This is a genomic window from Candidatus Latescibacterota bacterium (assembly GCA_020633725.1).
Taxonomy (GTDB): domain Bacteria; phylum Krumholzibacteriota; class Krumholzibacteriia; order JACNKJ01; family JACNKJ01; genus VGXI01.
The window spans coordinates 303,777-316,879 of record JACKDC010000001.1 but is presented as its reverse complement, the minus strand read 5'-3'; the positions used below and the strand labels follow the sequence as shown (position 1 = coordinate 316,879).

Annotated in this window: 13 protein-coding genes; all 13 read right to left on the bottom strand. The window is 74.1% G+C overall.

The genetic code is table 11. The features are described 5' to 3' along the window. Position 1: 1 nt before the first annotated feature. The 13 genes from H6693_01375 to H6693_01315 all read right to left on the bottom strand — a co-directional run bounded on the left by H6693_01375 (position 2) and on the right by H6693_01315 (position 13,095). Positions 2-598 (bottom strand): SIS domain-containing protein, encoded by a 597-nt coding sequence (locus tag H6693_01375; protein ID MCB9514824.1) that lies wholly within the window; start codon positions 596-598, stop codon positions 2-4. Then, the gene (rfbD, locus tag H6693_01370; protein MCB9514823.1) at positions 583-1,434 is read right to left on the bottom strand and encodes a dTDP-4-dehydrorhamnose reductase; all 852 of its coding nucleotides are present in this window, start codon (positions 1,432-1,434) and stop codon (positions 583-585) included. The genes H6693_01375 and rfbD overlap by 16 nt, the downstream gene beginning before the upstream one ends. Continuing rightward, a complete protein-coding gene (locus H6693_01365) occupies positions 1,434-2,864 on the bottom strand; it encodes an SLBB domain-containing protein (protein MCB9514822.1) in 1,431 nt (476 codons plus the stop codon). Before H6693_01365 ends, rfbD begins: the two co-directional genes overlap by 1 nt. After that, entirely contained in the window at positions 2,864-5,542 is a 2,679-nt protein-coding gene (alaS, locus tag H6693_01360) for an alanine--tRNA ligase (GenBank protein MCB9514821.1), read from the bottom strand. Before alaS ends, H6693_01365 begins: the two co-directional genes overlap by 1 nt. 26 nt (positions 5,543-5,568) lie before the next feature. Then, the gene (locus tag H6693_01355) at positions 5,569-6,075 is read right to left on the bottom strand and encodes a RecX family transcriptional regulator (protein MCB9514820.1); all 507 of its coding nucleotides are present in this window, start codon (positions 6,073-6,075) and stop codon (positions 5,569-5,571) included. Beyond that, on the bottom strand, positions 6,075-7,217 hold the full coding sequence (recA, locus tag H6693_01350; GenBank protein MCB9514819.1) for a recombinase RecA: 1,143 nt from the start codon (positions 7,215-7,217) through the stop codon (positions 6,075-6,077). Before recA ends, H6693_01355 begins: the two co-directional genes overlap by 1 nt. A 281-nt stretch (positions 7,218-7,498) precedes the next feature. Then, positions 7,499-9,073 carry a hypothetical protein gene (locus tag H6693_01345; protein MCB9514818.1) on the bottom strand — a complete coding sequence of 525 codons (1,575 nt, stop codon included), beginning with the start codon at positions 9,071-9,073 and terminating at the stop codon, positions 7,499-7,501. 3 nt (positions 9,074-9,076) lie between these two features. Beyond that, positions 9,077-9,910, bottom strand: a complete 834-nt coding sequence (locus tag H6693_01340) for a M48 family metallopeptidase (protein MCB9514817.1) — start codon at positions 9,908-9,910, stop codon at positions 9,077-9,079. Continuing rightward, on the bottom strand, positions 9,907-10,506 hold the full coding sequence (thpR, locus tag H6693_01335; protein ID MCB9514816.1) for an RNA 2',3'-cyclic phosphodiesterase: 600 nt from the start codon (positions 10,504-10,506) through the stop codon (positions 9,907-9,909). The genes H6693_01340 and thpR overlap by 4 nt, the downstream gene beginning before the upstream one ends. A 2-nt stretch (positions 10,507-10,508) precedes the next feature. After that, positions 10,509-11,729, bottom strand: coding sequence for a nicotinamide-nucleotide amidohydrolase family protein (locus H6693_01330; GenBank protein MCB9514815.1), 1,221 nt, complete (start codon positions 11,727-11,729; stop codon positions 10,509-10,511). Then, on the bottom strand, positions 11,729-12,190 hold the full coding sequence (locus H6693_01325; GenBank protein MCB9514814.1) for a phosphatidylglycerophosphatase A: 462 nt from the start codon (positions 12,188-12,190) through the stop codon (positions 11,729-11,731). Before H6693_01325 ends, H6693_01330 begins: the two co-directional genes overlap by 1 nt. Next, positions 12,187-12,789, bottom strand: a complete 603-nt coding sequence (gene recR, locus H6693_01320; protein MCB9514813.1) for a recombination protein RecR — start codon at positions 12,787-12,789, stop codon at positions 12,187-12,189. The genes H6693_01325 and recR overlap by 4 nt, the downstream gene beginning before the upstream one ends. After that, complete coding sequence (locus H6693_01315) at positions 12,790-13,095, bottom strand: YbaB/EbfC family nucleoid-associated protein (GenBank protein MCB9514812.1); 306 nt, start codon at positions 13,093-13,095, stop codon at positions 12,790-12,792. Positions 13,096-13,103 lie beyond the last annotated feature (8 nt).

The following is a 13,103-nucleotide window of genomic DNA, read 5'->3' as shown; positions in this document are numbered from 1 at the left end:
GTCAGGCCCCGTCCGCGGGGGCCTCGGCCAGCAGGCGATCCAGCAGCTTGCAGAGCACGTGGCCCAGCAGGATGTGCGCCTCCTGGATCCACTGGGTGTCGTCGCTGGGCACCAGCAGCACGCGGTCGCAGAGGGGAGCGAGCGGCCCCCCGCCCTTGCCCAGCAGGCCGAGCACCTGCACGCCCCTGGCGCGCGCCGCCTCCGCGGCGCGCAGCAGGTTGGGGCTGCGCCCGCTGGTGGAGATGAGCACGAGCTGGTCGCCCGGGACCGCGAAGCCCGCGACCTGACGCGCGTAGACGGCGTCGAAGCCGTAGTCGTTGCCGACGCTGGTCAGGGTGGAGCTGTTGGCCCCCAGCGTGTGGACGGCCCGTGCCGGACGCTCGGCCTCCAGCCGGCCCTCCATCTCGGCGGCGATGTGCTGCGCGTCGGCCGCGCTCCCGCCGTTGCCCGCCAGCCAGACGCTGTGCCCCGCCGCCAGCGCCCTCGCCAGCGCCTCCGCGGCGGCCAGCAGCTCCGGGCCCAGCGCGTCCAGGCGCGCGAAGAGTTCGCGGTGGCCGGCCAGGTGGGCCCCGTAGATCTCGCTCAGCGCGCCAGCCATCCCATCTCCTCCAGGTAGCGGTTCAGGGCGTCCTGCCAGGGCGGCAGGGGACGTCCCCGCAGGCTCTCCAGTCGCGTGCCCCCGAGCCGGCTGTTGGTGGGACGGGGGGCGGGGCGCGGATAGTCCGCGCTGCCGCAGGGCGTCACCCGCTCGGGCGCCAGGCCCATGCCCACGGCGACGGCGCGGGCGAAGCCGTACCAGGTGGTGGCGCCCGCGTTGCAGCAGTGGTAGACGCCCTCGCCGCCGGCCTCGCCCAGATCGAGGATCGCCGCGGCGCTGTCCCGCGTGAAGGTGGGCGAGCCCTGCTGGTCGTCCACCACCTTCAGGGTGCGCCCTTCGCCGAGCAGGCCGGCGATCGTGGCGACGAAGTTCTTGCCGTCCGGGCCGAAGGACCAGCTCAGTCGCAGCACGCTGCCGCCGGCCGCGAGGACGCGCTCCTCGCCGCGCAGCTTGCTCCTGCCGTAGGCCGTGGCGGGGCCGGTGGGGTCGTCCTCGAGGTAGGGTGCGTCCTTCGCGCCGTCGAAGACGTAGTCCGTGCTCACGTAGACGCAGCGCGCGCCGATCTCCGCCGCGCCGCGCGCCAGCACGCCGCTGGCCTCGCCGTTGATGGCCATGGCGAACTCGGCCTGACTCTCGCAGCCGTCGACGTCGGTGATGGCCGCGCCGTGGATCACCAGCTCCGGCCGCGCCTCGCGCAGCTGCCGGGCGGCCTCGGCCGGCCGCGCCAGCTCGAAGCCGGGCCGGTCGAGCCCCGTCACGGCGTGCCCGCGCCGCGCGGCCTCCTCCACGAGGCGGCGGCCCAGCATGCCCTCGCAGCCGGTGACGAGCACCCGCATCACTTGGCCAGGGCGTTGATCGCGAGGATGAGACCGCTGAGCGAGGCCGCGGTCAGCAGCACCTCGGAGAAGATCGACAGGTTGCTGCGGCCCACCACCAGCACGTCGCCGCGGTGCAGATGGTCGGTGCGCGCCACCTTGCGGCTGACGCCGGTGGCGTCCACCACGTGCATCTTGCCGTCGCTGCCGCGGTCGCTCACCCCGCCGGCCATGGCCAGGTACTGCCCCACGGTCCAGGAGGGCACGTAGCGCAGCGAGCCGGGGCTGCGCACCTCGCCGAGCACGAAGACCTCGGTGGGGCGCAGGGGGACGTAGAGCACGTCGTCGTTCTCGATGGCCAGATCGGCGGGGCCTTCTCCCCGCAGCACCTCGCGCAGGTCGAAGCGGAAGAAGCGGCTGCGCTCCGTGCCCCGGCGCTCGAGCGTCGCCTCCTCGGGCAGGGCGCTGCCCCGCGTGTCGCCGAGACGGCGGACGAGATCGCCAAGGGTCTCGCCCGGGCTCAGGTAGATCTCGCCCACGCGCTCGCCGGCGCCTTCGAGGAAGACGCGCTTCATCATCGGCTTCCGGCTGCCCACCACCACCGTGTCGCTGGGCCGCAGCGGCGTGTCGCGCGCGTCCGCGTCCAGGAGCTGGATGCTCACCGACTCGGCGTCGCGCTCGAGCAGCACGGAGCCCGGCAGCGCGTCCTGGGTGAGGCCGCCGGCGTAGTCCAGCACGTCGCCCAGGGTCTCGCCCTCGCGCCACTCGTAGGTGGCCGGGCGGTTGACCTCGCCCAGCACCTGCACGGTGTCGGTGCGCAGGGGGACGAAGATCGCCGTCCCCGTGGGGCAGTAGGGGTTGGCGTCCCAGTCGCCGTCCATGAGGAAGGGAAAGAGATCGAGGCGCGTGCGCCGCGCGCCGTCGCGGAACTCGACGAAGCGCTTGCTGCCCCGCGGCCCCGGTCCCCCCGCGGCGGCGATGGCGGTAGTGAGACGATCGCCGGCCGACAGGCGCACGGCGCCCGGATGCGCGACCTCCCCCAGCACTTCCACCTCGATCTGCCGGGGCGCGAGCAGGAGCAGGTGGACGGACACGTCGGGCATGAGCGGCGCCAGCGCGTCGGCCACCGCCGCTTCGGCCGCGCGGAGGCTGAGGCCGTCCACGGGCTCGCGCAGTCCGCCCTCCCACTCGAGCAGCCCCTCGGGCAGCACCGTCAGGGTGAGGCGCCGCAGGCTGCGGCCCTCCAGCAGCAGCAGCACCTTGTCGCCGGGTCCGAGCAGGTAGCGGTCGGCGTCGACGCTGCCGTCCAGCGCCCAGTCCACGGCGGCGCCCGGCGGCGACGCGGGCAGCAGCCCGCCGGGCAGCGTCACGGGAGCCATCGCGTCCAGCTGCGCGGCGGCAGGAGTCGCCAGCGCCGCGGACAGCGCGAGGAGGATGAGGAGGCTGCGCATCAGGCGTCCTTTCCCGTGGAGGCTTCCTCGAGCAGGCGTCCCAGCGCCTGGAGCACCGTGGCGAACTGCCCGCGCTCGGACAGCCCCGCCTGGGCCAGCGCCGGACTGCCGCCACCCCGGCTGCCGAGGCTCTCGGCCACGGCCGCGGTGAGACGTCCGGCGTGCAGTCCCCGGGACTGCAGCGCATCGGGGACGAGAATCAGAAACGAGCTCTTGCCGCCGGCCTCGGCCAGCAGCGCGCCCACGGCATCGCCGAGCTTGCCGCGCAGCGCGTCGGCGAGGCCGCGGATCTCCTTGGGGGACTCCGCCTGCAGTTCGCCCTTCACCAGCGCGACGCCCCCGTGCTCGCCCACCGGCTGCAGGAGCTCGTCGCTGCGAGCCGCGGCCTGCCGCAGGCGCAGGCCCTCGAGGTCCTTGCGGAGCTGCTGGGCGGTCTCCTGCAGCTCCGCCGCGCTGTCCGCGACGGCGTCCACCGGGACGTGCAGCCGCCGCGACAGCTCCACCACCTGCGAGCGTGCGCTCTGTCCGTACGCGTGCGCGCGCAGGCCGGTGTAGGCCTCGATGCGCCGCACGCCGCTGGCCACGCTGCTCTCGGCGACCACCGCGAGCTGGCCCATGGAGCCGCTGGCCGTGAGGTGGGTCCCGCCGCAGAGCTCCAGCGAGATGTCGCCCACGCTGATGACGCGGACCACGTCGCCGTACTTCTCGCCGAAGAGGGCCATCGCGCCGCGCTCCATGGCCTCGGCGATGGGCAGGCTCTCGTGGCGCACGGGCAGGTTGGCCACGATCCACTCGGCCACCTGGCTCTCGACGGCCTCGAGCTCCTCGGGCCGCACGCCGCGGAAGTGGTTGAAGTCGAAGCGGAAGACGTCCGGGCCCACCCAGCTGCCGGCCTGCGTGGCCTCGTCGCCGATCACCTGGTGCAGCGCCGCGTGCAGCAGATGCGTGCCGGTGTGGGCGCGCGCGATGGCCTGGCGGCGGGCGGCGTCCACGCGGGCGTCGATCGCGGCCCCCGCCGCGAGCAGTTCCAGCAGCGCGTCCTGCGCGAGGCCCTCCGGCAGGCGCACGCGGTGGCAGAGGCGGCTGCCGCGGCGGGCGACGTCCAGCACCGGCAGCTCCCAGCTGCCCACGCGCAGGACGCCCGTGTCGGCGATCTGGCCGCCGCTGGTGGCGTAGAAGGGACTGCGGTCCAGCACCAGCTCGAGTTCGCGGCCGGGCGCGTCGCCGCCCTCCCCCAGCGCCCGCCACTCCAGGGCGCGCGCTTCGTCGGCGAGGCGCTCGTAGCCCGTGAAGACCGAGGCGGGCACCGGTTCCACCAGCGCGGTGTAGCGCCCCTCGTCGGTGCCGGGGTCGGCGCCCTCGAAGGCGCTGGCCGCCTGCGAGCGCTCGCGGTCGGCGGCGAGCGCGGCGCGATAGCCGGGCTCGTCGACCTGCAGGCCCTCGTCGCCGGCCATCTCGCGCGTCAGTTCCCAGGGAATGCCGTAGGTGCTGTAGAGACGGAAGACCTCCTCGCCCGGCAGCGTGTCGCCGCCCGCGGACTTGAGGCCGTCCACCAGTTCCTGGTAGCGGCCGACGCCCTGTTCGAGGGTGCGCAGGAAGCGCTCCTCCTCGCTCTTCACCACCAGGGCGCTCCGCTCGGCCCGCTCGCTCAGTTCGGGATGCACGCCGCCCATGTGCTCGCCCACCACGCCCAGCACGCGGTAGAGCATGGGCTCGCGCACGCCCAGCGTGCGCAGCGCCATCATCGCGCGGCGCAGGATGCGCCGCAGCACGTAGCCGCGGCCCACGTTCGACGGCACCAGCCCCTCGCCGAGGGTGAACGCCAGCGCGCGCGCGTGGTCCGCGACGCGGCGCAGGGCGACGAGCGCCTCGCCCTCCTCGGGGCCGTCGTAGCCGGTGAGCGACTTGACGCCGTCCATGAGCGGGCGGAAGACGTCCGTCTCGAAGACGTTGCTCTTGCCCTGCAGCATCGCGGTCATGCGCTCGAGGCCCGAACCCATGTCAATGCCGCGGTTGGGCAGGGGCGGGCGGCTGCCGTCCTCCTGCTGGTCGTACTGCGGGAAGACGGCGTTCCACACCTCGATGTAGCGGTCGTCCCGCCCCGGGCCGCGGCCGATCTCGCCGCTGGCGTGCTCGGCGCCCAGGTCCCAGTAGATCTCGCTGCTGGGGCCGCAGGCGCCGGTCGTGCCCGCCGGGCCCCAGAAGTTGTCCTTGGCGCCCAGGCGCACGATGCGCTCGGCGGGGAAGCCCACCTTGCGCCAGCAGTCGGCGGCTTCGTCGTCCTCCTCGAAGACGGAGATCCACAGCCGCGACGTGTCCACGTCCAGCACCTTCGTGAAGAACTCCCAGGCGTAGGCCACGGCCTCGGCCTTGAAGTAGTCCCCGAAGCTGAAGTGGCCCAGCATCTCGAAGAAGGTCAGGTGACGCGGACTGCGGCCCACGTTTTCCAGGTCGCTGTCCTTGCCGCCGGCGCGCAGGCACTTCTGGATGGAGAGCGCGCGGCGATAGGGCAGCTCGCCCGTGGTCGAGTAGAGGGACTTGAACTGCACCATGCCCGCCGTGGTGAAGAGCAGGCTGGGGTCGTCCCGGGGCACCAGGCTGGCGCTGGGCACGAGCGTGTGCCCCCGGGCGACGAAGAAGTCCAGGAAGGCCCGGCGCAGTTGCTCGTGGCTCGTCATCGCCTTGCGGTCCTCGCGTTGGGCGTTCAGTCCAGTGCCTCGGCGTCCTCCGCCTCCCGCGCCGCGGCGAGGTGGGGCTCGCAGAGCTCGCGCACGATCGCGGCGTCGAAGCCGCGCCGGGCGAGATAGTCGTGCAGACGTCGCCAGCGCGCAAGGGCGGGCAGCGACGCCAGCGCGCCCTCCCGCCGCGCGGCGAGCCCCTCGGCCAGCGCGCGCTGCCGCTCGGGGTCCTCGCGGCCGGCCAGCGCGGCCGCCGCGTCGGCCGCGTCGATGCCCCGCTGCTCGAGACGCCGTCGCAGCCGCAGCGGCCCCAGCGGGTCGTGGCGGTCGTGCCAGTCGCAGAGCCGCTCCGCCAGCGCGGCGTCGTTCAGATAGCCGCGCTCGTGCAGATGCTGGATCACGTCCTCCACGTCGGTGGCGGGCGTCCCCCACTCGGCCAGACGCGCCCGGACCTCCCGCTCGCTGCGGTCACGCCGCGCAAGCCAGCGGAGGGCCCGGGCCAGCGGCGTGGCCGGGGCGGGCCCCTCCGGCATCAGTCCGCGCCCAGGGCGGCCTTGGCGGCGCCCTTCGCGGCCGGGGCGGACGAAGCCGCCGCGGCGGCCTTGGCGTCGTCTTTGGCGTCGGCCTTGGCCTTGCCCTTGGTCTCGACCGCGGTCTCGGGCTCGGGCGGCATCAGGCCGAAGTGCCGGCGAAGCTTGACGTCGAGCTCGTCGCGCAGTTCGAGGTTGTCCTTGAGGAACTGCCGCGCGTTGTCGCGGCCCTGGCCCAGGCGCAGATCGCCATAGCTGAACCACGTGCCGCTCTTCTGCACGATGTCGGCCTTGATGCCCATCTCCACGAGGTCGCCCTCGTAGCTGAAGCCCTCGCCGAAGTAGAGCTCGGTCTCGGCCACCTTGAAAGGCGGGGCCACCTTGTTCTTGACCACCTTGATCTTGGTGCGGCTGCCGATGACGTCCTCGCCCTTCTTGATCGCCTGCGTGCGGCGGATGTCCATGCGCACCGAGCTGTAGAACTTGAGCGCGTTGCCGCCGGTGGTGGTCTCGGGATTGCCGAAGAGCACGCCGATCTTCATGCGGATCTGGTTGAGGAAGATCAGGCTGGTGTTGCTCTTGGACACGATGCCCGTCAGCTTGCGCAGCGCCTGGCTCATGAGCCGCGCCTGCAGGCCCATGTGGGCGTCGCCCATCTCGCCCTCGATCTCGGCGGCGGGCACCAGGGCTGCCACGGAGTCCACCACGACGACGTCCAGCGCGCCCGAGCGCACGAGCACCTCGACGATCTCCAGCGCCTGCTCGCCCGTGTCCGGCTGGCTGACCAGGAGCTTGTCGACGTCCACGCCGATCTTGCGCGCGTAGATCGGGTCGAGAGCGTGTTCGGCGTCCACGAAGGCCGCCGTGCCGCCCAGGCGCTGCGCGTTGGCCACCACGCTGAGGGCCAGTGTGGTCTTGCCCGAGCCCTCGGGGCCGTAGATCTCGGTGACGCGCCCGCGGGGCACGCCGCCGATGCCCAGGGCGTGATCCAGGATGAGGCTGCCGGTGGAGATCTTGCCGATCTCGGGCAGCACCGCGCCCTCGCCCATGCGCATGATGGCGCCCTTGCCGAACTGCTTCTCGATCTGGGTGAAGGCCAGCTCCAGGGCCTTGGCCTTGCCGTTCTGATCCTCGCTGCGGGTCATCGTGTTCTCTTCCGTTGTGGGTGCGCGCAGTGAGCGGCGCATCCTGGCCAGACGGGACGCCGCCGGCGCCAAGGTATCACCGGCAAAGCGGGGCCGTCAAACGATCTTCGGGCACGGCATTGCAGGGCGCGGGCCGCGGACTCGGGTCGCCGAATCGCCCTTCCGACAGCGCCTTCGGGGCGCCGTCGCCCTCGCCGCCGACAACGTCGGCGACAGCCCGGAGCGGCGCTGGCGTCGGCATGACCGGTCCGCCTCGCGCCGTGCCGGGTACGAATGTATAGCTAGCGTGAATGGGCGTCAAGCATTGCTTTGGCGACGAGATCCGGCGGCAGGGAAGCCGCGAAGTCGGCGAGCTCGGCCCGCAGGGCCGCGCCGTCCGTGGGCGTGCAGGCGTAGACGGCCACCGTCGGCCGCGAGCAGACCACGTTGTCGGGGATCGTCCACTCCAGCAGCGGAACCCACGCGGCGGGGATCTCCCCCTCGAACAGCCCCGGGTGCAGCAGCGCCACGCGCGCGCCGCGCCGAGCGGTCTCCGCGGCCAGCGCCGCGCCGAGCCGCCCCTCGCGCCGCGCGCGGGCTAGCGCGGGCGTGGCCAGTCCCAGCGGGTCCACCGCGCGCACGCGCGCGTAGAAGCTGGGGGCGCCGATGTCGTCGAGCACCACGGTCTCGCCCGCGTGATGGCCCTCCAGGTAGCGCGCCACCTGGAGCTGCTGGCCGGCGACGTTCCCCATCGCCAGCGGAATCCGCCGGAGCGACACGGCGCTGCGCGCGCCCAGCGCGACGAGGAGCAGCAGCCCCACCAGCGCGAGCGCTCCACGCGGCCGTCCGCGCCACGAGCCCGGCGCGCCGGGCAGCGTGAAGGCCATCGCGAGGCCCAGCGCCACCAGCCAGCTCTCGTAGCGGAAGAACCAGCCCACGCCCCCGAAGACGAGCTGCAGCGCGAGCGCCGCGAGCAGCAGCGCGACGCCCGCGCGCCGCTCGGCGTCGAGCGCGAGTCGCTCGCGCCGATGCCACACGAGCGCGCCCGCGACGATGAACAGCATCAGGTGCAGCGCGAAGGGACTGAGCGGATTCCGCAGCTCGGCCCAGAGCGGCAGCAGCAGCGAGCGGAGGCTCGCGGCCGGCGAGCGCAGGTCGAGACCCCGGCCCTTGAGCAGGAGCGAGTCCGGCAGCCAGCCGCCGCCCGCGCTCAGCGACAGCGCCGCGTAGAGCGCCCACGGCGCCGCCCCCGCCGCCAGCAGACCGAGCGCGCCGGCCCGGCGCCCGCGCCGCGCGAAGAGCACGGCCCCCGGCACGACGAGAAACGCCCCCTCGGGCCGCGCCGCGCACAGGAGCGCCGACAGCGCGAGCAGTCCCGCCCCCGGGGGCGCGCCCGTCCCGAGCCGGGGCAGCGCGACGCCGAGCCAGAGCAGCGCCAGCCAGGCCTGCAGGAGGTGCTCCATGCCTCCGATCGCGAGCGCCGGCAGCGGCGTGAGCAGGACGAGCAGCAGCAGGGCGCGCAGCCGCTCTCCAGCGGCGAGACCCCGACGTGCGAGGAAGCGGTCCGCGGCCGCCAGCAGCAGGCCGCCGAAGAGGAGGTTCAGCGCGAAGGGCCAGAGCGTGGCCGCGCCCGGCCGCGGGCGCGCGAGCGCCACGAGCAGGGTCCAGAGCGGCGAGCTGGAGACGCCGTCGAACTGCCCCGGGACCAGCCCCCAGCCACCGCCCTCGGCCAGCGTGCGGCCAAGCGCCAGGTGGATGTACGCGTCGTCCAGCGCGTAGGCCCAGCCGCCGCCCGTGCGCGCGAGGCCGAGCGCCAGGCAGGCTGCCATCAGCAGCCCGAAGGCGACGAGCGCCACGGCGACGGGGCGGCGCCCCACGCGCTAGTTCCCCGCGCCGGCCGGCGGCGTGCAGTGCGGCCGGCGGCCCGCGGCGCGCGCCTCCTCGTAGAGCGGCAGCGCCGTGCTCATGCGCGCCTGCAGATCCGCGATGCGCGTGCCGTGCGACGGATGCGTCGACAGGAACTCCGGCGGCTGCCCGCCGCCCGCGGCGCTCATGTTCTCCCACAGCTCGATGCTCGCGCGCGGATCGAAGCCCGCGCGCGCCATGGCGTCCAGGCCGAGCAGGTCCGCCTCGCTCTCGTGCGAGCGGCTGAAGGGCAGCAGGATCCCCACCTGCGTCCCCAGACCCAGCAGCCCCATCAGCTGCTGGTGCTCGGGGCTCTCGGGATTGCCGAGGGCGATGTCGATCACGCCCAGGCCCAGCTGGGCCACCATGCCCTGGGAGACGCGCTCGTTGCCGTGCCGCGCGATCACGTGCGAGACCTCGTGGCCGATCACGGCCGCCAGCTGGTCGGGCGTGACCGCCACCTTGAGCAGCCCGGTGTGCACGCCGATGCGGCCGCCGGGCAGGGCGAAGGCGTTGGGCGTGTCGTCGCGGAAGACCACCACCTCCCAGTCGCTGACGCCGGTCTGGTCCGCCGTGACGGCCAGGATCGCCTCGGCGACGCAGCGCACGTAGGCGTTGGTGGCCGGGTCCGTCTCGATGGGCGTGCTGGCCTTGGTCTCCTCGAAGGCGCTGAGGCCCATGCCGTTCATCTGGTCGTCGGGCAGCAGCGTGAGCTGCTTGCGGCCCAGGGGCGACGTGGAGCAGGCGAGGGCCAGCACGAGAACGAGCAGGGGACCGAGCCAGAAGCGGCGGGTGGCGCGCAGGTTCATGCCGTGGATCCGTCCTTTCGGGTGGCGGCGTCGCCGCCGAGGGGGAAGCTCTGGCGGCGCCGGTACTCCGGCCCGCCGGGTCGCAGCACGCTCTCGAAGAGCAGCACCTCGCTCGCCCGCCAGGCGGGCTGCGACGGCGCATCCAGGGCGCCGGTCAGCGCCGGCGGCAGGCTCTCTCCCTGACGCGCCCGCGCCAGGGTCAGATGCGCCTTGAAGGGGCGCGTCTCGGGCGCGTGGCCCAGGCGGCGGCAGACCGCCTCGACCTCGCGCGCCACCGCGCTCAGCGCCGGGACGCCCTCCGCGCAGGCCAGCGCCAGCACCCGCGCGCCCCTGCCCGAGGGCAGGCGCAGCGCGGCGCCGAGTCGCAGGTCCACGGGCGGCAGAGCCGCCAGGGCGGGCGCAAGCGCGTCGCGAAGCGCGCCCTCCTGCGCTGGCGTGCAGTCGCCCAGAAAGCGCAGCGTGAGATGATAGAGTCCGGGGTCGACCCACTTCAAGCGGGGAGCGACGTCCCGCCACGGCGCGGCGGCGTCGGCGGCGGCCGCGCGCGCCGCGCCGGACAACGGCACGCCCACGAAGAGCCTCAGGCTCGTGCTCATCCTCAGGTCTCCACGTGCCGCAGCTGCTCCCAGAGCAGCGTCATCGCCTGCAGCACCGCGTAGCGGCGGTTGTCCTCGCGCTCCCAGCCCGCGCGCAGCAGGCGGTGGGCGCTCGTCGCCGGGCCGGCCAGGGCGACGTGGATCGTCCCCACGGGCTTGCCGGGCCGCTCGCCGCCCGGACCCGCGATCCCCGTGATGGCCAGCGCCCAGTCGCTCGCCAGGCGCGCGCGGACGCCGTCGGCCATGGCGCGCGCCACCGGCTCGCTCACCGCGCCGTCGCGGGCGAGCAGGGCGGCGTCGACGTCCAGCAGCGCGGTCTTCACCGCGTCGGCGTAGCTGATCACGCCGCCGACGAAGACGTCGCTCGCCCCCGCCACGCGCGTGATGCGCGCGCCGAGCATGCCTCCCGTGCAGCTCTCCGCCACGGCGAGCGTCTCGCCCCGCGCGGCGAGGAGCTTCACCAGCACGGCCTCGGGGCGTCCCTCCTCGCGCGAGGCGAGATGCGGCGCGAGGCGCTGCGCGAGGTCGTCGCGATCCACGGCGTCGCGCAGGGGCACGCGCAGGCGATGCCCTTCCATCGACGGATAGAAGCCCAGGTGGTCGCGGCCGGGGTAGTCCTCGAGCAGCGCGGCGAGACGGTCCTCGCCCACGCCGAGCAGCAGCCAGTCCTCCGCCTGCGGCGCGGCCGGCGGGGGCAGGACTGCGTCCACCATCGCCGCGAACTCGAAGGGCACGCCCGGCAGCACCAGCAGCCAGCCGGCGCCGCTCGGGTGGGGACGTCCGAAGCCGGGCGCCGTGCCCACCGGATTCTCGACCGGCTCGCAGCCCTCGGGCAGCAGGGCCTGCCGGTGGGTGAAGGGGGTGAAGCGGCGGCCGAGCCGCTCCTCGCGCGCGTGGATCATCGCCGCGGCGGCCGGGTGCTCCACGAGCGCCACGCCCAGGCCCGCGGCCACGTCCTCGCGCGTGAGGTCGTCGGCCGTGGGGCCGAGACCTCCACAGAGGAGGAGCACGCCCCCCTCCTCCAGCCAGCGTTGCACGGCCGCCGCGGTGGCGCCGCCGTGGTCGGGCGACTGGGCCATGGAGTCGGGCATCCAGCCGAGGGCGGCCAGGCGCGCGGCGAGACGGTGGCCGTTGCGGTCGAGCACCTCGCCGCGCAGGAGCTCGTCCCCCACCGCGACGAGTCTGACGGGCCGGGCCAGGGAGGCGAAGCGGTCGCTGGGCATCAGAACCAGGGCAGCCAGAGCGAGAGCAGGAGGACGGCGCCCAGGCTGTAGAGGCCGGCCAGGGTGTCGTCGGCCACGATGCCCCAGCCCTCGGGCAGGTGCTCGAGGCGCCGCCCGGGCCAGATCTTGAGGATGTCGAAGAAGCGGAACAGGAAGAAGGCCGCCACGAGGAGCTTCCAGCTGCCGGGCGCGCTCAGGTCGCGGCCCTGCAGCGGAATGAGGTAGCCGACGAACTCGTCCACGGTGCAGGCGGACGGGTCCTCCCCGAGCAGTCGCTCCATGCGCGTGGCCAGCGGCACCGAGACCAGCAGGCCGACGCCGAGCATCACGCCCAGCGCCACGGGGCCGGGCCCCCACCAGGCGAAGAGCAGCGCCAGCAGCAGGGTGGTGAAGGTCGCCGGCGCGAAGGGAAAAAAGCCCGTGCCGGCCACGCTGCCCAGGAAGAGACTCAGTCGGTTCATCCCATCTCCACACGGCCTTCGAAGGCGCGCTGCAGGGTGGCTTCGTCCATGTACTCCAGGTTGCCCCCCACGGGCAGGCCGCGGGCCAGACGCGTGAGGCGCAGCTCGCGTCCGCGGAGGCGCTCGGCGAGGTAGAGCGCGGTGGTCTCCCCCTCCACGCCGCCCGAGAGGGCGAGGACCAGCTCGCGGACGCTCTCCGCCTCCACGCGGCGCAGCAGGGACTCCACGGCGAGGTCCTCGGGGTGCACGCCGTCGAGCGGACTGATGACCCCGCCCAGCACGTGGTAGCGCCCGCGGTAGACGGCGCTGCGCTCGAGGCTGATCACGTCCACCGGCTGCTCGACCACGCAGAGCACGCCTTCGCGGCGACCGGCGTCGGCGCAGATCACGCAGAGCGCGCCCTCGGCGTAGAAGCCGCAGCGGGGGCAGAAGCCCACGCGCTCGCGGACGTCGCGCAGCAGTCGCGCCAGCTCCTCGCTGTCGGAGGCCGGCGCGTGCAGCAGGTGCAGCGCGATGCGCTGCGCGCTGCGCTCGCCGATGCCCGGCAGGCGTGTCAGACGCTTGACGAGCTGCTCCAGGAGGGGGCTTCCGTAGTCCACCTAGAACCCCGGCAGGCCCATTCCACCGGTGATGCCCCCCAGCTTCTCCTCGCTGGCCGCGCGGGCCGCGCCCTGCGCCGCCCTGAAGGCGGCGGTGATCAGGTCCTCGAGCATCTCGGCGTCGGCGTCCTCGAGCGCCGCGGGATCGATCTTCACCTCGAGCAGATCCTGCGCGCCGTTCAACGTGACCTTGACGACGCCGCCGGCCTCGCCGGTGAAGGGCGTCTCGGCCAGCTCGCGCTGCAGCTCGGCCATGCGGGCCTGCATCTGCTGCGCCTGCTTCATGAGCTGGTTCATGTTCTTCATCGGGGGTT